Genomic DNA, 21209 nt, shown 5'->3' with positions numbered 1-21209 from the left:
CTAGCCTAACTTTAAAGACACAGTTACACTGTTATAGTTCACACACATTCCATATTTATGTCACAACAATTCGATGTTTTAATTATCGGCAGCGGCCTTGCAGGACTCACACTTGCGCTACAGATAGCAGATAAGAAGAAAGTCTGTATCGTTAGCAAGCGTACATTACAATATAGCGCCAGTAGCTGGGCGCAAGGTGGAATTGCTACTGTGCTAAATAGCGAAGATACGATTGAAGCGCATGTTGAAGACACGCTGATTGCAGGCGCAGGCTTATGTGACCTAGACATTACGCGCATGGTCACAGAGCATGGTCGTGAAGCAATCGATTGGCTCATTGATTTGGGTGTCGAATTCACCCGAGAAGAAAATAGCGAAACGGGTTACCACCTAACCAGAGAAGGTGGGCACAGTCACCGCCGCATTATCCATGTTGCTGATGCTACAGGCAAAGCAGTACAAAAAACATTGGCGCAAAAGATTCGTGAAAATGGCAACATTACCTTATTAGAAAACCATATTGCAGTTGATTTAATTACTTCAAAAAAACTCAAACAACAATCCTTAAAACAACCATCAAGCAATCAATGCCTGGGCGCTTATGTGTTAGATAATCGCTCAGGCAAAGTGATGACGATTGCCGCCCAGCAAACCGCACTCGCAACAGGCGGCGCTGGCAAAGTTTATCTCTATACCACCAATCCCGATGTGAGCACGGGCGACGGCATTGCGATGGCTTGGCGCGCAGGTTGTCGCGTCTCTAATATGGAATTTATACAATTTCATCCAACCTGCTTGTTTCACCCTCATGCCAAATCGTTTCTTATTACAGAAGCGGTGCGTGGCGAAGGTGGTATTTTGAAATTACCAGACGGCACAGAGTTCATGTCTAAGCATGACACACGTGCTGAATTAGCGCCTAGAGATGTGGTGGCACGTGCGATTGATTTTGAAATGAAAAAGCGCGGCCTAGAGTTTATTTATTTAGATATTTCACACAAACCTGCGGCTTTCATTAAAGAACACTTTCCAACAGTTTATGAGCGATGCCTATCGCTTGGCATCGATATCACAACATCACCCATGCCCGTCGTACCCGCTGCGCATTATACTTGTGGCGGTGTTGTGGTCGATAACAACAGTCTTACAGACATTGCCAACTTATATGCGATTGGCGAAACCGCCTGTACTGGTTTACACGGCGCAAACCGTTTGGCCAGCAACTCACTGTTAGAATGCATGGTATTTGGTCGCATTGCCGCCAAACAAATGCTCGCAGCCAATCCAGTTAAGGTCGCAGATTTACCAGATTGGGATGAAAGCCGAGTCACTGATGCAGATGAAGAAGTGCTCATCACCCACACATGGAACGAATTACGTCGTTTTATGTGGAATTACGTTGGCATTGTGCGCACCGACAAACGGCTCAGCCGCGCCTTGCATCGCATACATATGTTGCGTGATGAAGTACATGAATTTTATAGTAACTTTAGGGTAAGCAACGATCTAATTGAATTACGCAACTTATTACAAGTAGCTGAATTAATTGTAAAAAGTGCAATGCAGAGAAAAGAAAGCCGAGGACTGCATTACAGCAAAGATTATCCCAATTTATTGAATAAAGCGCTCCCAACAGTGCTCACACCAGCAGAAAACTACAGCCTACTAGACAATCAACACGGACACTAAATGCGCTTTATTTATTGCTTGCTAATCCTGTTAGCCATTTTGCTTTTTTTTAGCGTCAACGCGCACTTATGATTCAATGTAACAAACGACATCATATCTTGCCCACAAAAAAGCCTGCAAAAGCAATCTAAAACCATTAAAATTCAACTTATTCATTTATTTATAGCTAGGAAACAAATATGCAAATCTCCATGAACACCGTCGTCACCATGACTTACGAACTTAAAAATAGCAATGGCGATGTACTAGAAGAAAGCAAAGAACCCGTTGCTTATCTACATGGGGGTTACGACAACATCTTCCCAAAAGTAGAAGAAATGATGCATGGCAAAACAATCGGCGATGTAGTTGAAGTTACGCTAGAGCCAGTTGATGCATTTGGCGACTATGACGAAGAACTTGTCCAAATCGAACCAGAAAGCGCCTTTCCAGCAGAAGAGCTAAAAGAAGGCATGCAATTTGAAGGCGAAGACGAAACTGGCGAAGTGATCTTATATACCATTACCAATATTGCCAATGGCAAAGTGGTTGTTGACGGTAATCATCCTTGGGCAGGTGAGCGCTTATTATTTAAAGCCACCATTACCGATGTGCGCAAAGCAAAAACGGAAGAAGTTGAACATAAACATGTACATGGCGCTGGTGGCCATCATCATTAATTTTAGTTTTTTTCTTTTACTATAATTGAGAGGCTATAACGCCTTATATTGTAAACACTAGACTGCCGCGCTGCGCTCGCAGTGACGGTGGTGAAGTGTTGCACTCGCGATGCCGAAGGCGGTTGTTGACTGTCGCGTTGGACTCGTCATAGTGGTCGTGATAGCGAGTGTGGAGCAAATGAGAAAAGCAATAACGATGAATTAGGCTAATCGCCCATCGCTTTTAACTTGTATAGTAATTCCAATGCCTGTTTTGGCGTTAAATCATCAGGCTGAATCAATTCCAATGCTTCAACCGCTGGGTGCAAAGGCGTTTCTACAGTTTCTGGATTTGCGGCAAACATATCAGGTTGATGTTCGCTTTGTTGTAATTGGTTATTTTCTAGTTGCGTTAATTTTCGTTTGGCAGCGGCAACAACCGATTTGGGGATGCCAGCCAATTGTGCCACTTGTATGCCATAGCTTTGATTAGCTGCACCCTCTTCCACTTTATGTAAAAATACAATCCCTTTGCCGTGTTCTGCTGCGTCCAAATGCACATTAGCGGCTTGTTTAAAATCGTCGATAATGCGGGTGAGTTCAAAATAATGCGTGGCAAATAACGTAAGTGATTTGTTTTTTTCTAATAATTGTTTAGCTACAGCCCAAGCTAAACTGAGGCCATCAAAAGTGCTGGTGCCACGGCCAATTTCATCCAGCAATACCAAGCTTTTGTCTGTTGCATGATGCAAAATATTGGCCGTTTCTGTCATTTCAACCATAAAGGTTGAGCGTCCGCCTGCCAAATCATCGGATGCACCAATTCGAGTAAAAATACGGTCAATTTCACCAATATTGGCCACATTAGCTGGCACATAGCAACCGCAATAAGCCAACAATACAATGAGAGCCGTTTGCCGCATAAAAGTAGATTTACCACCCATATTAGGGCCAGTAATCAATAGCAACTGTCGATAAGGGTTTAACGTGATATCGTTTGCAATAAAAGGTTGTGTTAAGCCTTCCACCACCGGATGCCGCCCAGATTCTATGTGCAAGCTACTGTCATGCATCAATTTTGGTTGAACGTAGTGTAGACTCAGCGCACGCTCAGCGAAACAACACAATACATCCAAACTCGCCACCGCACCCGCATTGGTTTGAAATGTCGAAATATGGGGTGCAAGCTGATCCAACACTTGCTCATACAGCGCCTTCTCTCTGGCCAAGGCACGCTCGTTGGCGCTTAACACTTTGTCTTCAAACGCTTTTAACTGGGGTGTAATAAATCGCTCTACATTTTTAAGTGTTTGTCTGCGTCGATATTCTGTTGGTGCATTTTCGGCTTGGGCGCGGCTAATTTCAATATAAAAGCCATGCACGCTGTTATATTCTACTTTTAGATTGGTTAAACCTGTGCGTTGCTTTTCTGCTATTTCATACTGCAATAAAAAATCACCATGGTTGGTTTGTAAAGCGCGTAACTCGTCCAATTCTGCATCAAAACCATCGGCAATCACCCCACCTTCTCGTAACACGGCTGCGGGTTCTGCTTGAATCGCTTGTGTGAGTAGTTGCACTGCATCTGGTGCCACTTGCAAGTTTGATTGTAGCGCATCTAACAGCCCGCTATGACAATCCTGCAAGCACATTTTTACTGCGGGCAACGCATGTAAACTATCACGCAAAGCCGATAAATCTCTGGGACGAACTGTTTTTAATGCCACACGCGCAACAATGCGTTCAATATCTGCGATGTTTTTTAATAAAGTAGGTATTTCAGCTTGTTTATCTGTTTTGATTAATTCAGCTACTGCTTCATGTCGCTGAGTCACCAATGTGCTATCACGTAAGGGATGGTGCAACCAGCGACGCAATAAACGTGCGCCCATGGCTGATTTTGTGGTGTTTAATAACGAATACAAAGTGGGCGATGCTTCGCCGCGAATGGTAGTGTCGATTTCTAAATTACGGCGGGTTGCTGCATCAAGTTGAATATATTCACTGGGCTGCTCAACATTGAGGGCGATAATATGCGGCAATGCTGTTCGCTGTGTGTGCTTGACATATTCAAGCAAGGCACCTGCAGCAGAAACCGCAACCGTAAGCCCTGCACAGCCAAAGCCATTTAAGTCTTTTGTACCCAATTGCTTGGTGAGTACATTTGTTGCCGTCTCAAAATCAAATTGCCAGCTGGCAATCTGTTTTTTAAGGGCTTTATGCTGGGCAAGCACCGCATTGTTGACATGTTCAGCACAAACAATTTCCGCAGGATTAATCCGCTCTAACTCTTGTGCCAATTGCCCAATAGCTACTTCACTTAAGACAAATTCACCCGAAGCTACATTCAAGCGCGCCAACCCCACTAAGCCATCAGCAAAACAAATAGCCAACAGCACACTATCTCTTGTCTCATCTAACAAAGCCGCATCGGTGAGTGTGCCTGGCGTTAAAATCCTGGTCACTGCTCGCTCAACAGGCCCCTTATTCGCGCTGGAAACCTCACCTACTTGCTCACAAATCGCAACCGCTTCGCCTAATTTAGTCAGCTTTGCTAAATACTGCTCCGCCGCATGATAAGGCACCCCAGCCATCTTAATGGGCTCGCCATTACTTTTGCCACGCTGCGTCAGCGAAATACCCAGTAAACGCGCTGCCTTCTCTGCATCTTCAAAAAACAACTCATAAAAATCACCCATACGAAAAAACAGCAACATATCAGGATGCTGCGATTTAAGCGCCAAATACTGGCGCATCATAGGGGTGTGATTGTCTAGGCTCATTAGGTTTTATAACTGAATACGGATTACCAATTGCTGATTAAGATGCGGATATTAAAAATTATATAGTAGATTTACATTAAGCCCATCATGCCCAGCCATTTTGCTGAAAGCTGATGGGCAAATAGCTTATCCTGAACGTGGCGATAAGATGTCTCTGAGTGCCGATTTTGCCAGAAAAAGAAATCAACCGCGCCAGCTGGATAGCCACATTGCTCATAAACAGTTGGCATAAGCCATTTCATTTCAAGTTGATGCATCCGTGTGCCATTATAAGCCCAATATCTGCAACCCACTGAGGCGGCACCGCTAAACGTCCATCAAGCAACACCAGTTAAATCGACAAACAAGAGCATGATGCGTTGCGCCAACATTTAACGTCCAGCTTCACCATTAATCAAGCCCCTTTGCGTACAAAATGCGAGCACCTGCGCTACACTTTCATCAAGCGTCTGCTCACCTGTATTCACCACCAATTCAGGCTTTCTAGGCGCCTCATAAGGTGATGAAATGCCGGTAAACTCTTTAATCACACCATCGCGGGCTTTCTGATACAAGCCCTTCACATCGCGCGTCTCACACACTTCCACATTTGCAGAACAATAAATTTCAATAAAATCACCATGGGGAAATAGTTTTCTTGCACCAGCTCTATCGGCGCGAAATGGTGAAATAAATGCCGTCAAAACAATCACACCCGCCTCCATCAGCAACTTAGCCGCTTCAGCAATCCGCCGAATATTCTCAGTACGATCAGCATCAGAAAAACCCAAATCCGAGCAAAGACCATGCCGCACATTATCGCCATCCAACACAAAAGTGCGACAGCCCGCCAAGTGCAAACGCTCCTCAACTGCATGCGACAAAGTACTTTTTCCTGAGCCAGAAAGCCCGGTAAACCAAAGTACTATTGACTTGTGTTGGTTTTGCGCTTCTCTGCGTTTTCGAGTCACACTCGCATTGTGCCAAACGGTATTAATACTTTTTTGTAAAGTCATTAACGCTCAATTCAAAATTAAAAAAGTTAAGTCAATGAAACAAAATGCCCATACGCATTAAAAACAGCTTACCCCTCTCTTGTTCTTCGCATGCTTAAGAGACGTATTAAATATAAATTATTAAAACATAGACAAATTTACTTACGGACATTTTTAAAAGGTTTAATGATAAAAAGTTGCGGAACAATTTTTTCTAATATCTAGTAGCGCTATCGAGGGTGGGTTGCCCAAAATTTGAAGTATTGACGATGTGTTATTTTAACAAATAGTTTGGCTAAATTTGTTGTTATGAAAACATTATGCTATTAAGGTTAAATCACAGACAGTCAGAGATTACGAAAACGGCAAGAGTATTCCAGGCGCGGATAAGGTAGCCAAACTTACCCAATTAGGTATTGATGCAAACTGGTTGCTAACTGGGGCGGCATCAAATGACCGCTTCAATAATGGAAGACTGAATGAATATCATGCTGCAGATACGCAAACGACTTACCCGAACTATCTATTAATTACTCAATATAAACCACCAAACACAGCAGCTGAAAACAGTGCTGACTTATTACAAAATAAGATGATTATTAATGTATTGATTAATGCGATCGATTGGCGCAATAAAACGGATGCAAACGCATCAAAACTCAAGGTGGTGACGGTGTATGGTGATAGCATGTCGCCAACGTTGAACCATGGCGATCAGGTAATACTTGATACTTCATGCAATAAGTTTATTGATGATGCTATTTATGCAATTCAGCAAGGTGTTTCATTAAGGATTAAGCGGATTAAACTACACTTAAACGGGTCGATAGAGGTAAAAAGTGACAACAATCATGGCTTTTCTGCTGAAAAATACACTGCAGGAGAAGCCAAGAATTTGAATATTGTATGCAAGGTGTTGCCGTATAAGTTTGGCCAGTTTGAATGTTGATTAAGCACGGCTTAAATTGAGTGAGTCATCGTGTATGACTTGCATTTTGAATAGGTCTATACAATTAAGCCATACCTACCAAAAGATATCTAGCAGAGGTAGCGCAAATGCGTGCTAGAGAATGTGGCGCTGTTAACTAAACTGGCGTTCTCATGCTTTTGGTTAGGTGTGGGGCAACAACTTGCAACATTTGTGCAAATATTTTTGGGTTGGCGGCGACAATATTGCCTGTTTTTAACCAGCTTTCATTGCCTTCAAAATCACCCACAATGCCGCCTGCTTCTTGGACGAGCAAGCCGCCGGCTGCGATATCCCATGCGGATAGGTTTAATTCAAAGAAGCCATCTGAAAAGCCTGCGGCGACATAGGCTAAATCTAATGCTGCAGAACCTGGGCGACGAATGCCTGTTGTGCTTTTAATCATGTCTTTGAGCATATCCATATAGCTATCTAGATAGGAAAACTCGCGAAATGGGAAACCCGTTGAGATTAATGCTTCTTGTAATTTGATGCGACTAGCAACACGAATACGTTTGTCGTTTAAAAAAGCGCCGCGTCCTTTGGTTGCGGTAAATAAATCGTTACGCACAGGGTCGTAAATGACTGCTTGCGTGAGCACGCCATTTTGTTGCAACGCGATTGATACGCAATATTTTGGAAAACTATGCAAAAAGTTGGTTGTACCATCCAATGGGTCAATAATCCAAATATTGTCAGCTTCTTTGTTAACGTCGCCGCCCTCTTCACCTAAAAAGCCATGATCGGGGTAAGCGCTTTTTAGGGTATCAATAATGGCTTTTTCGGCAGCTTGATCGACTTCACTGACAAAATCATTAAATGATTTTGTTTGAATTTTAAGCTGACCTAAATCGCGTGAAGCAAAGTTGATAATATCGCCAGCTTGGCGCGCCGCTTTAACGGCGTTGGTTAACATGGGATGCATTTGGATTAATCTTTTTTGTTTTAAACTAAAACGCTATTTTAACATCTTAAGTTTAAAGAAAATAACTAACCACGAAATTTACTCAGTTTTACTTATCTCATCTATTGTCTTGTTACTTTACGTTTTAATATTGACAAACGATCTTATTCACACTTTAAACAAACAGGTGTAGACAAAAGCGAGTTGGCTAACAAATGTACCAACAAGGAGAATTAATCATGAAAGCATTGCTTGTAGCCTCGGCTATTGTTTTATTATCTGCATGCTCATTTAACAATACGGCTTTGCCAAGCATTAAAGAGGGCATGGGCAACAACCCTCAACTACCCGGACCCAAGTTAGAAAAGATGCCGACTGTTAGCATTGCAAAAGCGGTTGGTTGGGATGAAAACACAATGCCAACTGTGCCCGCTGGATTCAACATCAATGCCTTTGCTAAAGGGCTTGACCATCCAAGATGGCTATATACTTTGCCCAATGGCGATGTGCTGGTTGCTGAAACGAATGGTCCAGCCAACCCCGATGCTGGTTTTAGTATTCGCGGCTGGTTTGCGCAGAAGTTGATGAAAAAAGCGGGTGCAGGCGTCAAAAGTCCAGACCGAATTACACTGCTTAGAGATGCAGATAAAGATGGTGTTGCAGAACTAAAAACAGTTTTTGCTGAGAATCTCACCTCGCCATTTGGCATGGCATTAGTGGATAACACCTTGTATATTGCCAATGCAGATGCTTTAGTGAAATATGATTATGTACCAGAGATGACGCGCGTTAATGGCCCGTTCACCAAAGTGGTTGACCTACCTGCAGGCATTAATCATCACTGGACAAAGAACGTCATCGCCGCCAAAAATGGCAAGCTACTGGTGACAGTGGGCTCGAATAGTAATGTGGGCGAGAACGGTATGCAAATGGAAGAAAATCGGGCTGCCATCTTAGAAATTGATCCCGTACTAAAAACGAGCCGTGTGTTTGCCTCTGGATTAAGAAATCCGAATGGCATGGTCATTGAACCACAAACAGGTGTATTGTGGACGGTTGTCAATGAAAGAGATCAACTCGGCGGTGATTTAGTGCCTGACTATTTAACATCGGTAAAAGAAGGTGGCTTTTATGGCTGGCCATATTATTACTACGGGCAACATATTGACCCTCGCATCAAAAGTCCTGATCCAGCGCGCATTCAAGAGTCAATTAAACCCGATTATGCTTTGGGTTCACATACGGCATCATTAGGCTTGCTCAATGCAAGCAATACTCAGCTGGGAGAACGCTTTGCTGAAGGAATGTTTATTGCACAACATGGCTCATGGAACCGTTCGCCAAAAAGTGGTTACAAAGTGATTTATGTGCCTTTTAAGAATGGCATCGCCATCGGCGACAGTATTGATGTAGTAACCGGTTTCCTGAATAGCGATGAAGAAGCGCAAGGTCGACCCGTTGGCCTGGAACATGACCAGACAGGCGCTCTGCTAGTAGCAGATGACGTTGGCAATACGATATGGAGAGTGACAAAAAAGTGATGATGGAGAACTCAACATCAAGTCAATACTGCGGTCATTGCGATGTTTAAAGACCTTGAACTATTAACTTCTTAGCAATGTTGAATATCTGGATTGCTTCACAGCGTTCGCAATGACATCCTTCGTCATCGCGAGCGTAGCGTGGCGATCCACCCCACCACCGTCACTGCGAGCGCAGCGTGGCACTCCACGCGATATGCAACGATTATTTTCAATCATTTAGCCTTGTTTCAATCTAAAATACTGGGATGAGTGTTAAACAACCCTGTGTCTACATTATGGCAAGTGCTAAAAATGGCACTCTATATGTAGGCGTAACATCTGACTTAATCAAACGCATTTGGCAGCATAAACAGAATTTAGTTGATGGTTTTACCAAAAAATACCATGTTCATCAGCTTGTTTATTTTGAGGTGGGTGTTGATATGTTGGCCGTTATTGCACGTGAGAAACAATTAAAAGCCGGATCGAGAGCAAAAAAGATTGCGCTTATAGAGCAGAAGAATCCAGCATGGTTGGATTTGTATGATGAATTAATGGGTTAATTTGATTGTTTAGCCTAGCATAATCGCACATTCACCTTCATCGCGAGCATGGGCAGCAGTCAAGTCTTTAAAACATCGCATGGATTGCTTCACTTCGTTCGTAATGTGTAGCTTTTTCAATAGACTTTAGATAGATCTCCAACATCGCTACTATTTGCACAGCAGTATCCCATGTAAAATAGCCTATTTGGTTTTCGCCAATCTCATCATTCAATTCCATATGTCTGAATCAACGCCACAACAAGTGTTTAATAATATCCGTATTGTGCTTTGTCATACGAGTCATCCTGGCAATATTGGCTCTACCGCGCGCGCGATGAAAACAATGGGGCTTAGCCACTTGTATTTGGTGAATCCAAAACACTTTCCTGACGGGCAAGCCAAATCGTTGGCTGTTAATGCAACCGATGTCTTGGATGCTGCGGTGGTAACAGCAAGCTTAGAAGAAGCCATTGCGGATTGCCAGTTTGTGATTGGGGTGAGCGGTAAAGAGCGGGCGCTTTCACAACAGGTAATGACTGTGCGCGAGGCAGCACAGACTGTGCATACAATTGCCAATACGCAACATGTGGCGTTGGTTTTTGGCACCGAAATGAGCGGCTTAAGTAACGCTGAGGCTAACCGTTGTCATGTGCTGGCAACTATTCCTGCTAATCCCGACTATACTTCGCTGAATTTAGCCCAGGCAGTACAAATTATGTGCTATGAAGTGCGTATGGCGATTACTGCCGGTAAGTTGCATTACGATGAAAAGCCAGTTGAGTTGGCCTCTCAAGATGATTTAGAGCGTTTTTATGCGCATTTGCAAGAGGTACTGACGCAAATTGGATACATCAATCCCCGTGCGCCTAAGAAGCTGTTTGAACGCCTGCGCAGACTTTATGCCCGTACGCGTTTAGAAAAAGAAGAAGTCAATTTATTGCGCGGCATTCTCACACTGACACAAAAACCAAAAAAGCATACCAAGTATTAATCTTAATTGCCTGCCTATCGCCAAGCTTGGTTTGTTGTTTGGCTTTATAGTCTGGCTTCACAAGCTGACTCATACCATTAAAATCACATTAAAACACGCGCTTATCAAATTTAACCTACTAATTTAGTCAAGAATTAAATTTTATGGCATAATGATACTTTCATTTGTAGACCATATTGATTATGTTTGACCATTTAAAACAAGACATTTCTATTGTGTTTGACCGCGACCCAGCGGCACGCACACACTTTGAAGTGCTGACTACTTACCCTGGCGTGCATGCGTTAATTTTGCATCGTTTTAGCCATTGGCTATGGTCGATCAAACTGTTTTGGTTGGGTCGATTGTTCTCGCATATTGGTCGTTTTTTAACGGGGATTGAAATTCATCCTGGCGCACGCATTGGCCAGCGTGTTTTTATCGATCACGGCATGGGGATTGTCATTGGTGAAACTGCGATTGTTGGTGATGACTGCACGTTGTATCACGGCGTCACATTGGGCGGTACCTCATGGAATAAAGGCAAGCGTCACCCTACCCTAGAAAATGGTGTTGTGATTGGTGCAGGCGCAAAAGTATTGGGTCCAATCACCATTGGCAAAAACGCAAGAATTGGCTCCAACGCCGTGGTGGTGAAAGATGTGCCAGAAAATGCAACCGCGGTTGGTATTCCCGCACGTATTTTAGAAGAAGAAAAAGCGAAAAAAGCGGCTGAGAAAGCGCAATTTAGTGCTTATGCGGTTGGCAGTGATGAAAATGACCCAATTAATAAAGCATTGCAGCCGCTAGTATTAGAAATAAAAGCATTAAAAAAACAGCTGGCTGCGTTGAGCGACACGCAATCTGAAAATCAAGTAGCCAAGGCGTTTAGTGTTAAAAAAGTAAGGCGCAAGCCAAAAAATCCTGACGAAGATGCGCATTGAACTTAATACAATAATAATTGACTAAATTACTAGGTTATTATAAAATAGACGCTTAATTTAAGGATTAATCAAGACCAACATGAGACTAACTACTAAAGGCCGATTTGCTGTGACTGCCATGCTAGACCTTGCATTAAACGAGGTTGATGCTGACGGCACATTGAAGCCAGTAACGCTAGCAGCTATTAGTGAGCGCCAAGAAATTTCATTGTCTTATTTAGAACAGCTGTTCAGTCGCTTACGTCGTAAAGATTTGGTAAGCAGTATACGCGGACCAGGTGGTGGTTATAACCTAGCCAAAACAAAGGCTGAAATTTCAATATCTGCCATTATTGCCGCTGTTGATGAAAATATTGATGCCACCCAATGCGGCGGTAAAGAAAACTGTCGTGGCCCGGAGGGTCGCTGTATGACGCACGACCTTTGGGAAGCATTAAATACAAAAATTTTAGATTATTTATCCGATGTAAGTTTGGCTGACATGGTTAGCGCACGATTAAACAAAGAAAGTGCTGCAGTGATGTTTTCTGGCCGTAAATCTTGCAGTACAAACAAGGTAGCTATTAATGGCTAATGTGTATTTTGATCATAACAGTACCACTGCACTCAAGCCGCAAGTGCTTGAGGCAATGTTGCCTTACATGACCAATCAACACGGCAATCCAGCCAGCCAGCACAGCTATGGCCGTCACGCGCATGAAGCTATTGAGCAGGCGCGTCGTCAAGTAGCGCAAGCAGTGGGTGCGCAAGCTAATCAAATCATTTTTACTGCTAGTGGCACTGAAGCCAATAATTTTGCAATTACTGGCATTGCTAGCAATATGGAGCAAGCGCAATTATTAACCAGCAGCATTGAGCATCCGTGTGTGTCCAACCCGGCTAAAGCCATGCAATATCGTGGTTGGCAAGCGAAGAGCATTCCAGTCAATAATAGTTGCGAATTGGATATGCAAACCTTGCAAAAACAGTTAGATACGCCCACCAACCTTGTGTCTGTCATGCTAGCCAATAATGAGACTGGTGCGATTCAAGATATTGAACAAGTGGTTGCATTGGCCGCAAAAAACAAGGTATTAGTACATACCGATGCTGTACAAGCGCTGGGCAAAATCAAGGTTGATTTTGCATCACTAGGTGTGCAGGCCATGACGGTTTCTAGCCATAAAATTGGTGGCCCGTTGGGTGCGGGGGCATTGGTGCTGAATAAGAGTGTTGATATTCAACCGTTACTGTATGGTGGTGGTCAAGAAAAAGGATTGCGTAGCGGTACAGAAAATATTGCAGCGATTGTTGGTTTTGGTGCTGCTTGTGAATTAGCCACTCAATCACTTAATCATTTTGCATCACACACTGAATCACTACGCAACTTATTGGAAGCAGGCTTGGCAGAAATGCATGCTGTGATTTTTGGACAGCAAGCAAAGCGGTTGCCTAATACTAGTTTTTTTGCTTTTAAGCATATTGATGGCGAAACATTGGTCACCGCTTTAGATAAATTAGGATTTGCTGTTGCTAGCGGTTCAGCTTGCTCTAGTGCAAGTGGAGAACCCAGCCATGTGCTACTAGCCATGGGTATTGATGCTGACACTGCCCGTGGCGCGATTCGGGTTAGCTTTAATGCTGACAATACCGTGTTACAAGTGAATGAATTTTTAGTTGCATTAAAGTGTGCGCTACAAGATTTAAGACAATTGACTGCTGTAGCGGCTTAATCAAGAAACATTAATTTAAGGAAAATAGAACGTAATGGAAAGAATGCCGATTTATTTAGATTACTCATCCACAACACCTGTTGATCCGCGTGTAGCTGAAAAAATGATACCCTATTTAACAGAACAGTATGGCAACCCTGCTTCTCGTAGCCATCCATACGGCTGGACCGCCGAAAAAGCGGTAGAGCACGCACGTGAAGAAGTGGCGAAACTGGTTAATGCTGACCCAAGAGAGATTGTTTGGACATCGGGTGCAACTGAGTCGAACAATCTTGCGATTAAAGGCGCTGCAAACTTTTATAGTGGCAAAGGAAAGCACATCATTACCGTTGCAACTGAACATAAAGCAGTCATTGACCCTGTGCGCGAATTAGAGCGTCAAGGCTTTTCTGCTACTTTTTTAGAGCCTGATGCTAATGGCTTAGTCGATGTTGAAAAATTTAAAGCAGCTATTCGCCCTGATACCGTTTTAGCCTCTGTGATGTTTGTGAACAATGAAATTGGTGTGGTTCAAGAAATTGAAGCCATTGGCAATATCTGCCGTGAAAATGGTGTGATTTTTCATGTTGATGCCGCACAAGCAACAGGCAAGGTTGATATTGATTTGGCAACATTACCTGTTGATTTGATGAGTTTTTCTGCGCATAAAACCTATGGCCCTAAAGGCATTGGCGCGTTGTATGTGCGTCGTAAACCACGTATTCGTATTGAAGCACAAATGCATGGTGGCGGACATGAACGTGGTATGCGTTCTGGCACATTAGCACCGCATCAAATTGTTGGTATGGGCGAGGCATTTAGAATCGCACGCGAAGAAATGCACGCTGAAAATGAGCGTATTCGTATGTTGCATAATAAACTGCTAACAGGCTTAACTACCATTGATGAGACCTATGTTAATGGCGATTTAAGTCACCGCGTGCCACATAATTTAAATGTGAGCTTTAATTATGTAGAGGGTGAATCACTCATTATGGCGATTAAAGGTATTGCCGTATCTAGCGGATCAGCTTGTACTTCAGCCAGCTTGGAGCCTAGCTACGTGTTGCGTGCGCTTGGTCGTTCAGATGAATTGGCACATAGCTCTATTCGTTTTTCAATTGGTCGCTTCACTACTGAAGCAGACGTGGATTACACCGTAAGGCTATTGAAAGACAAAATCGGCAAATTGCGTGAGCTATCGCCACTTTGGGAGATGTTCCAAGATGGCGTTGATATATCAAAAGTAGAATGGGCGGCTCACTAAATCATTTATCTTTGCTTACCTGACGTTGTTGTCGGATGACTCGTTTAGTACAACACTAAACTTCATCATCCTCCGCCTAGTCAGCTGAGCAAATCTTAATTGATTAATAAGGAAAGAATGAACGTTGAATTGAAATTTAAAAGCATTGAAAATAGGAAGCAAAAACAAGGCACATTGCGGAAGAAAACGTAGTTTCAGTGTAGGTTAACCTGCTGTCTTTGCAGCTTAAGCGAAGCGACTGAAACTGTAGTAGGAATAGAATGATGAGGAAATCCAACGCAAATTTTGCGCAGTCATTCAAACTTAAAGGAGAAATAAAATGGCATATTCAGATAAGGTATTAGACCACTATGAGAATCCACGTAATGTAGGTTCTTTAGATAAAAACGATCCAAATGTTGGCACTGGCATGGTCGGCGCACCTGCTTGTGGTGATGTGATGAAATTAATGATTAAGGTAAACGACGCTGGTTTAATTGAGGATGCAAAATTTAAAACGTATGGTTGCGGCTCAGCCATTGCTTCTAGCTCATTAGTAACTGAATGGTTAAAAGGCAAAACGGTAGAAGAAGCTTATGAAATTAAAAACTCAGCCATTGCTGAAGAGCTCGCATTACCACCAGTCAAAATCCATTGTTCAGTATTGGCAGAAGACGCCATTAAAGCAGCTGTGGCTGATATTAGAGCAAAACAAGCAGTAAAAGAGGCATCGTAATGGCAATTAGTTTAACGCCTGCTGCCGCACAACGTGTAGAAAAATTCCTTGCCAATCGCGGCAAAGGAATTGGTCTGCGCTTAGGTGTCAGAACCACAGGCTGTTCTGGCATGGCTTATACCTTAGAGTTTGTTGATGATTTGCAAACAGAAGACATGCTGTTTGAAAGTCATGGTGTTAAAGTCATTGTGGATCCAAAAAGCTTGGTTTATATCGATGGCACAGAGTTAGACTTTACCAAAGAAGGCCTGAATGAAGGCTTTAAATTCAATAATCCAAATGTTGCTGATGAATGTGGCTGTGGGGAAAGTTTTACTGTTTGAGCGTGAGTAAAGTGAATGAGAACTACTTTAATCTTTTTGCCCTTAAACCGGCATTTACCATTGATACCTCTGCATTAGAAAGTCAATATCGCCAGATGCAATCGGCAGCACATCCTGACCGATTTGTGACGGCATCGCCGACTGAGAAATTAAAATCAATGCAATTAGCAACGCTGGCTAACGAGGCTTATCAAACTCTCAAAATACCAGCATCAAGGGCTAAATATTTACTGTCGTTACAGGGCATTGATGCAACGGAAGAAACCAATACCAGCATGCCTGCAGATTTTTTAATGCAGCAAATGGAGTGGCGAGAAGCGCTTGAGGATTTAAAGAATGCAAAAGATATTGATGGTTTGGATGCACTGGCAAAAGAGATGCGACAAGCCGCTCAAGCATTAACGACTGAATTAGCGAATGTATTTGATATTGAACATGATTTAGCAAGTGCAACCGCAACAACGCGAAAACTCATATTTATAGATAAAGTGTGTGAAGACATTAATAAAGCCATCACACAAATAGAAGACTAATGGCATTACTACAAATTTCTGAACCTGGCATGAGTGCCGCTCCTCACCAGCATAAGTTGGCAATTGGTATCGATCTTGGTACGACAAATTCTCTGGTGGCTACAGTACGTAGCGGCATGAGTACAGTGTTGCAAGATGAGCATGGCCGTTCATTATTGCCGTCAGTGGTGCGCTATAGCAGTAGTGGCGAGGTCATTGTTGGCCATCAAGCGCAGGCCAAACAAAGTGAAGATCCCATCAATACGATTGTTTCTGTTAAACGTTTTATGGGTCGCGGTATTCAGGATATAGCAGACAAAGCCCATATTCCTTATCACTTTGTTAGTAACAGTGCTGTAGAAAATCAATCTGAAGGTATGTTACAAATTGAGACGCGCGCTGGCTTAAAAAGCCCAGTTGAGATTTCTGCAGAAATTTTAAAAACATTAAAAACACGTGCTGAAAAAGCATTAGGTGGTGAATTAACGGGCGCAGTGATTACTGTACCGGCTTACTTTGATGATGCGCAACGTCAAGCCACCAAAGACGCAGCAAGACTAGCTGGATTACATGTGCTGCGCTTACTAAACGAGCCAACTGCTGCCGCTGTCGCTTATGGTTTAGATAATGCCGCTGAAGGTGTTTACGTTATTTATGACTTAGGCGGTGGCACATTTGATGTAAGCATTTTGCATTTATCCAAAGGGGTATTTGAAGTATTGGCAACCAATGGTGATTCTGCTTTGGGTGGCGATGATTTTGATCATCGCATTTATTGTTGGATATTGGATCAAATACGCGATAACAATCCAAATAAAAACCCATTAAATGAAGAAGATACACGTTTATTACTCACAAAATCGCGTCAAGCAAAAGAATTTCTTACCGATCATGATGAGGCAAACATTGTCTGTAAACTAAGCAATGGCTATGCAGTGGATCTGACTTTATCTAGTGATGTCTTCATCACGCTAACGCAAACTTTAGTCAATAAAACCTTAAGTCCTATGCGTAAAGCGATGCGTGATGCCAATTTGGACTTGAACGCAATCAACGGTGTTGTGATGGTGGGCGGTGCGACGCGCATGCCGCATGTGCGTCATGCAGTGCAGGATTTCTTTGAGCAAGAGCCGCTAACCAATTTAGACCCTGATAAAGTGGTGGCATTAGGTGCGGCCATTCAAGCCAATGTATTAGCTGGCAATCGTAATGATGAAGATTTATTGTTGCTGGATGTCACGCCATTATCGCTAGGGCTAGAGACCATGGGCGGCTTGGTAGAAAAGATTATTCCTCGTAACGCCACCTTACCAGTTGCACGTGCGCAAGACTTCACCACTTTTAAAGATGGCCAGACAGCCATGAGCATTCATGTATTGCAAGGTGAACGTGATTTGGTGAGTGCTTGTCGGTCATTGGCGAAATTTGAGTTGCGTGGTATTCCTCCAATGACTGCTGGTGCGGCGCGTATTCGTGTGACCTTTCAAGTGGATGCAGATGGTTTATTATCTGTTAGCGCACGCGAGGAAACCCAAGGGATAGAAGCGAGTATCACGGTCAAGCCATCCTATGGGTTAAGTGAAGACGAAATCACCAATATATTAAAATCTTCATTTGGTACAGCTGAAGAAGACAAACAGGCGCGTGCATTGGCAGAAGCAAAAGTGGATGCGATGCGTTTAATGAGTGCGATTAATGTTGCATTACAACAAGATAGTCATCTGATTTCTGAAGCAGAAAAACAGGCTATCCAATTACAGCTAACCGCATTAGAACAACAATTAAACACGGATGATAGTCGCGCGCTGCATGACGCAACCAGCGCGTTGAATGATGCCACTGCTCACTTTGCGGTAAAGCGGATGGACGCGAGTGTTAGCCGTGCGTTAGCTGGTAAAAATATTGATGAGGTTAATTTAACATGATGAATTTTATAATCGAAAAGCTGGGGAAATAAACATGCCACAAATTATTGTATTACCGCATGAAGAGCTTTGCCCTGATGGTGCAGTAATTGACGCAAAAAAGGGAGCGTCGATTTGTCAAAATTTACTTGATAACGACATTGATATTGACCATGCCTGCGACCAGGTATGCGCTTGCACCACTTGTCATGTTATCGTACGTGAGGGTTTCGCTTCATTGAATGAGGCAGAAGATACAGAAGATGATTTGTTAGACAAAGCGTGGGGCTTAGAGCCGCAATCACGTTTGTCTTGCCAAGCAATTGTGGATGACACCAATTTAGTCGTAGAAATACCTAAATATTCAATTAACATGGCAAAAGAAGGTCATCGCTAATCAAACACTAGTCGCAATTAAACAATCGCATTAGCTTGCAAAACTAAAAAAGGTGGCACACTGCCACCTTTTTTCATAACCAATTTTGCTATACGACGATATTTATACACCGATAAAAGTGTCTTCCAAAAATCGTACTTCGCCTGTTGCGATATCATAGACTGCACCCACAATACCAATATCTTTCGCTTGCGTCATGTCTTCTAAAATATCACTGCAACGCAAAATGCTCTCTATTTGGTGTTTGATATTAAGCTCACACACTTTTTGTACAAAATCAGCATTTTTTGAGCAACGCTCTTCTGCATCAGTCGTTGTTTTTTCATGTCGAATAGAAGGTTTAATCATATTAATGATTTCACCAATATGACCATCTTTAAAGTCATCACAGGCTGCTTTAACTGCACCACAGCTCGTATGTCCCATCACAACAATTAATTTTGCGCCTAAATATTTACTACCGAACTCTAAACTGCCAATGGCTTTGTCTGATGCAATATTACCAGCCAAACGCACACTAAAAACATCACCCAAGGCTTGATCAAAAAGCAGCTCAACTGGAGCGCGTGAATCACTGCAACTCAGTACTGACACAAATGGATGTTGCTGATTTTGGGTCAAATGAATCAGCGTTTTAAAATCTTTTTCTTCTGTATCTTGGTTAATAAAGCGGATATTCCCTTCTTTAAGAATATCAATCGCTTCTTTTGGTGTTATTTTGTCACGGTCTAGTAATGGATGCTTATACATCGTAAATCCTTTGTTTATATTTCTTAAGTAATGAATAAAATGTTTAATGCGCGATTAAATGCTTGGGTGGCTTAAAGTTAATGGTTTCTACCTCAATATTTCTTAATTTTGCCTGTATTTGATAGTCATGAATGAATTCTTGCACGTCATATGCCATTGACTTGCAGTTGGTACAATCAATAATCACATTTGAGTTTGCTGGAATTGCGGTTAGTGCCTCCATAATACTGGCTTTATTGAAAAAGGAGACTTCCTCAGCCAAGGTAAAATGATGGACAGCTTGTCCTGCCTGTGTGATTTGTTCCGCTTTGATATGATAAGAGTTGCGAAAACTGTGATGCAACGTAAAAATAATCGCCGCAGCTAAGCCAATACCAATACCTGTCAATAAATCTGTCAGGATAATTGCCACTACCGTAATTGCAAATGGGGCGAATTGTTCCCAACCCAATTCATACATTTGTTTAAATAAACTCGGCTTGGCAAGCTTATAGCCCACAATAATCAAAATCGTCGCCAGGCTTGCTAATGGAATCATGTTTAATAAACTCGCAATAGTGACAGCACTTAACAACAACCAAAAACCATGCAAGATAGCAGATAGTTTAGATTGGGCACCAAAAGTAATATTGGCAGAGCTACGCACAATGACTTGTGTAATTGGCAATCCGCCAATCAAGCCAGAAATCATATTACCAATACCTTGTGCTTTTAATTCTAAATTAGTTGGTGTTACACGTTTGTTGGGATCCAATTTATCTGTCGCTTCTACACAAAGTAAGGTTTCTAAGCTAGCAACAATGGCCATAACAAATCCAATTTTATAAATCTCAATGTTGGTCCATTGTGAAAAATCTGGAAAAGTAAACTGACCAAGTAACTCCTCAAGATTGTTAGAGACTGGTAGATCGACGATTTGCTCGGGTGACAACGTAAAGTTTAACAAACCCGCTTGAAATAAAAAGTTGAGCAAAATGCCAACCAAGACCACCACAATGGGCCCTTGTAAAATTTGAAAAAATTTATGTTTTTTAGTCAGTAAAGCATCCCATAAAATGAGAATTGCTAGCGAAATAGCGGTAATCAGTAGGGCGCCTGGTGTGAGTAGATTCCATGCATCCATTAAAGAGGTAAATGTATTACCACCACTTGCTTCAATAAACGACTCACTGCCCTCATAATCAGTTTGGTAGCCTAGCGCATAAGGAATTTGCTTGAGAATAATCAGCAAGCCAATGCCCGTTAACATGCCCTTAATGACTGAAGATGGTACAAAATAAGCAATAAAGCCCGCCTTAAAGTACCCTAACAAGAATTGAATAATGCCTGCCACTAGCACTGCTAACAAAAAAGCCTCAAACGAGCCTAAGCTAGCAATTGCCGTCAGCACAATAACGGCTAATCCAGCAGCTGGACCGCTCACGCCGAGCTGAGAACCACTGGCCATTCCAACAATAATACCGCCAATAATCCCGGCAATAACACCAGAAAAGAGCGGAGCACCTGATGCGAGCGCAATACCCAGACATAGGGGTAGTGCAACAAAAAACACGACGATACTGGCGGGTAAATCTGTTTTTATATCATCGATAATGTTTAACTTCATTACTTTCTTCCTTTGTGATTGAGACAACTAACTGAACGCTTTCTGATAAAAACCAATTATGCTTTTAATACAGAAAAGCTACACTATTTATTTTAAGAAAATGTTAA

The 21209-nt window shown here is 42.5% G+C and carries 21 protein-coding genes; 15 read left to right on the top strand and 6 right to left on the bottom strand.

The window, feature by feature from the left end; genetic code table 11:
• Positions 1-57: 57 nt before the first annotated feature.
• Positions 58-1689: an L-aspartate oxidase gene (nadB, locus tag KFB94_08635; GenBank protein QVL45304.1), complete on the top strand. Its 1632-nt coding sequence runs from the start codon at positions 58-60 to the stop codon at positions 1687-1689.
• A 179-nt stretch (positions 1690-1868) separates the two neighbouring features.
• Positions 1869-2348, top strand: a complete 480-nt coding sequence (locus tag KFB94_08630; protein ID QVL45303.1) for a peptidylprolyl isomerase — start codon at positions 1869-1871, stop codon at positions 2346-2348.
• A gap of 206 nt (positions 2349-2554) precedes the next feature.
• On the opposite strand, the gene mutS is transcribed toward KFB94_08630, so the two are convergent.
• The 3 genes from mutS to cysC all read right to left on the bottom strand — a co-directional run bounded on the left by mutS (position 2555) and on the right by cysC (position 6105).
• Entirely contained in the window at positions 2555-5086 is a 2532-nt protein-coding gene (mutS, locus tag KFB94_08625; GenBank protein QVL46642.1) for a DNA mismatch repair protein MutS, read from the bottom strand.
• Positions 5087-5181: 95 nt separating this feature from the next.
• On the bottom strand, positions 5182-5340 hold the full coding sequence (locus tag KFB94_08620; GenBank protein QVL45302.1) for a hypothetical protein: 159 nt from the start codon (positions 5338-5340) through the stop codon (positions 5182-5184).
• A 141-nt stretch (positions 5341-5481) separates the two neighbouring features.
• Positions 5482-6105 carry an adenylyl-sulfate kinase gene (cysC, locus tag KFB94_08615; GenBank protein QVL45301.1) on the bottom strand — a complete coding sequence of 208 codons (624 nt, stop codon included), beginning with the start codon at positions 6103-6105 and terminating at the stop codon, positions 5482-5484.
• Positions 6106-6514: 409 nt separating this feature from the next.
• Here cysC and KFB94_08610 point away from each other — a divergent pair, with 409 nt between their 5' ends.
• Complete coding sequence (locus KFB94_08610) at positions 6515-7033, top strand: helix-turn-helix transcriptional regulator (protein QVL45300.1); 519 nt, start codon at positions 6515-6517, stop codon at positions 7031-7033.
• Between the two features lie 136 nt (positions 7034-7169).
• On the opposite strand, the gene KFB94_08605 is transcribed toward KFB94_08610, so the two are convergent.
• Positions 7170-7976, bottom strand: a complete 807-nt coding sequence (locus KFB94_08605; protein QVL45299.1) for an inositol monophosphatase — start codon at positions 7974-7976, stop codon at positions 7170-7172.
• A 218-nt stretch (positions 7977-8194) separates the two neighbouring features.
• On the opposite strand from KFB94_08605, the gene KFB94_08600 reads away from it, so the two are divergent.
• The 12 genes from KFB94_08600 to fdx all read left to right on the top strand — a co-directional run bounded on the left by KFB94_08600 (position 8195) and on the right by fdx (position 18746).
• Positions 8195-9496, top strand: coding sequence for a sorbosone dehydrogenase family protein (locus KFB94_08600; GenBank protein QVL45298.1), 1302 nt, complete (start codon positions 8195-8197; stop codon positions 9494-9496).
• Positions 9497-9744: 248 nt separating this feature from the next.
• Complete coding sequence (locus tag KFB94_08595) at positions 9745-10041, top strand: GIY-YIG nuclease family protein (protein QVL45297.1); 297 nt, start codon at positions 9745-9747, stop codon at positions 10039-10041.
• Between the two features lie 220 nt (positions 10042-10261).
• Entirely contained in the window at positions 10262-11014 is a 753-nt protein-coding gene (locus KFB94_08590; protein ID QVL45296.1) for an RNA methyltransferase, read from the top strand.
• A 182-nt stretch (positions 11015-11196) separates the two neighbouring features.
• The gene (gene cysE / locus KFB94_08585) at positions 11197-11937 is read left to right on the top strand and encodes a serine O-acetyltransferase (GenBank protein ID QVL45295.1); all 741 of its coding nucleotides are present in this window, start codon (positions 11197-11199) and stop codon (positions 11935-11937) included.
• Between the two features lie 79 nt (positions 11938-12016).
• The gene (locus tag KFB94_08580; GenBank protein ID QVL45294.1) at positions 12017-12511 is read left to right on the top strand and encodes an Rrf2 family transcriptional regulator; all 495 of its coding nucleotides are present in this window, start codon (positions 12017-12019) and stop codon (positions 12509-12511) included.
• Positions 12504-13649, top strand: a complete 1146-nt coding sequence (locus KFB94_08575) for a cysteine desulfurase (protein ID QVL45293.1) — start codon at positions 12504-12506, stop codon at positions 13647-13649. The genes KFB94_08580 and KFB94_08575 overlap by 8 nt, the downstream gene beginning before the upstream one ends.
• Positions 13650-13683: 34 nt before the next feature.
• Positions 13684-14895: an IscS subfamily cysteine desulfurase gene (locus KFB94_08570; GenBank protein ID QVL45292.1), complete on the top strand. Its 1212-nt coding sequence runs from the start codon at positions 13684-13686 to the stop codon at positions 14893-14895.
• A gap of 319 nt (positions 14896-15214) precedes the next feature.
• A complete protein-coding gene (gene iscU / locus KFB94_08565; GenBank protein QVL45291.1) occupies positions 15215-15610 on the top strand; it encodes a Fe-S cluster assembly scaffold IscU in 396 nt (131 codons plus the stop codon).
• The gene (iscA, locus tag KFB94_08560; protein ID QVL45290.1) at positions 15610-15933 is read left to right on the top strand and encodes an iron-sulfur cluster assembly protein IscA; all 324 of its coding nucleotides are present in this window, start codon (positions 15610-15612) and stop codon (positions 15931-15933) included. The genes iscU and iscA overlap by 1 nt, the downstream gene beginning before the upstream one ends.
• Positions 15903-16466 (top strand): Fe-S protein assembly co-chaperone HscB, encoded by a 564-nt coding sequence (gene hscB, locus KFB94_08555; GenBank protein QVL45289.1) that lies wholly within the window; start codon positions 15903-15905, stop codon positions 16464-16466. The genes iscA and hscB overlap by 31 nt, the downstream gene beginning before the upstream one ends.
• Positions 16466-18370, top strand: a complete 1905-nt coding sequence (gene hscA, locus KFB94_08550) for a Fe-S protein assembly chaperone HscA (GenBank protein QVL45288.1) — start codon at positions 16466-16468, stop codon at positions 18368-18370. The genes hscB and hscA overlap by 1 nt, the downstream gene beginning before the upstream one ends.
• 34 nt (positions 18371-18404) lie before the next feature.
• A complete protein-coding gene (gene fdx / locus KFB94_08545; protein ID QVL45287.1) occupies positions 18405-18746 on the top strand; it encodes an ISC system 2Fe-2S type ferredoxin in 342 nt (113 codons plus the stop codon).
• A 102-nt stretch (positions 18747-18848) separates the two neighbouring features.
• Here the strand turns inward: fdx and KFB94_08540 are convergent, their stop codons facing one another.
• On the bottom strand, positions 18849-19496 hold the full coding sequence (locus KFB94_08540) for a carbonic anhydrase (GenBank protein ID QVL45286.1): 648 nt from the start codon (positions 19494-19496) through the stop codon (positions 18849-18851).
• Positions 19497-19539: 43 nt separating this feature from the next.
• On the bottom strand, positions 19540-21102 hold the full coding sequence (locus KFB94_08535; GenBank protein QVL45285.1) for a SulP family inorganic anion transporter: 1563 nt from the start codon (positions 21100-21102) through the stop codon (positions 19540-19542).
• Positions 21103-21209: the final 107 nt, after the last annotated feature.

The organism is Methylophilaceae bacterium (genome assembly GCA_018398995.1).
Taxonomy (GTDB): Bacteria; Pseudomonadota; Gammaproteobacteria; order Burkholderiales; family Methylophilaceae.
This window is presented reverse-complemented; position numbering and strand designations above follow the sequence as displayed.

Excerpts from the sequence above, each read along its gene's own strand:
- mutS (QVL46642.1), bottom strand. The coding sequence starts at position 5,086 with ATGATGCGCCAGTATTTGGCGCTTAAATCGCAGCATCCTGATATGTTG.
- cysE (QVL45295.1), top strand. The coding sequence starts at position 11,197 with ATGTTTGACCATTTAAAACAAGACATTTCTATTGTGTTTGACCGCGAC.
- KFB94_08535 (QVL45285.1), bottom strand. The coding sequence starts at position 21,102 with ATGAAGTTAAACATTATCGATGATATAAAAACAGATTTACCCGCCAGT.
- cysC (QVL45301.1), bottom strand. The coding sequence starts at position 6,105 with ATGACTTTACAAAAAAGTATTAATACCGTTTGGCACAATGCGAGTGTG.
- KFB94_08570 (QVL45292.1), top strand. The coding sequence starts at position 13,684 with ATGGAAAGAATGCCGATTTATTTAGATTACTCATCCACAACACCTGTT.
- KFB94_08590 (QVL45296.1), top strand. The coding sequence starts at position 10,262 with ATGTCTGAATCAACGCCACAACAAGTGTTTAATAATATCCGTATTGTG.
- iscU (QVL45291.1), top strand. The coding sequence starts at position 15,215 with ATGGCATATTCAGATAAGGTATTAGACCACTATGAGAATCCACGTAAT.
- fdx (QVL45287.1), top strand. The coding sequence starts at position 18,405 with ATGCCACAAATTATTGTATTACCGCATGAAGAGCTTTGCCCTGATGGT.
- KFB94_08575 (QVL45293.1), top strand. The coding sequence starts at position 12,504 with ATGGCTAATGTGTATTTTGATCATAACAGTACCACTGCACTCAAGCCG.
- hscA (QVL45288.1), top strand. The coding sequence starts at position 16,466 with ATGGCATTACTACAAATTTCTGAACCTGGCATGAGTGCCGCTCCTCAC.
- KFB94_08595 (QVL45297.1), top strand. The coding sequence starts at position 9,745 with ATGAGTGTTAAACAACCCTGTGTCTACATTATGGCAAGTGCTAAAAAT.
- KFB94_08605 (QVL45299.1), bottom strand. The coding sequence starts at position 7,976 with ATGCATCCCATGTTAACCAACGCCGTTAAAGCGGCGCGCCAAGCTGGC.
- KFB94_08600 (QVL45298.1), top strand. The coding sequence starts at position 8,195 with ATGAAAGCATTGCTTGTAGCCTCGGCTATTGTTTTATTATCTGCATGC.
- iscA (QVL45290.1), top strand. The coding sequence starts at position 15,610 with ATGGCAATTAGTTTAACGCCTGCTGCCGCACAACGTGTAGAAAAATTC.
- KFB94_08580 (QVL45294.1), top strand. The coding sequence starts at position 12,017 with ATGAGACTAACTACTAAAGGCCGATTTGCTGTGACTGCCATGCTAGAC.
- nadB (QVL45304.1), top strand. The coding sequence starts at position 58 with ATGTCACAACAATTCGATGTTTTAATTATCGGCAGCGGCCTTGCAGGA.
- KFB94_08540 (QVL45286.1), bottom strand. The coding sequence starts at position 19,496 with ATGTATAAGCATCCATTACTAGACCGTGACAAAATAACACCAAAAGAA.
- KFB94_08620 (QVL45302.1), bottom strand. The coding sequence starts at position 5,340 with ATGCCAACTGTTTATGAGCAATGTGGCTATCCAGCTGGCGCGGTTGAT.
- KFB94_08630 (QVL45303.1), top strand. The coding sequence starts at position 1,869 with ATGCAAATCTCCATGAACACCGTCGTCACCATGACTTACGAACTTAAA.
- hscB (QVL45289.1), top strand. The coding sequence starts at position 15,903 with ATGTGGCTGTGGGGAAAGTTTTACTGTTTGAGCGTGAGTAAAGTGAAT.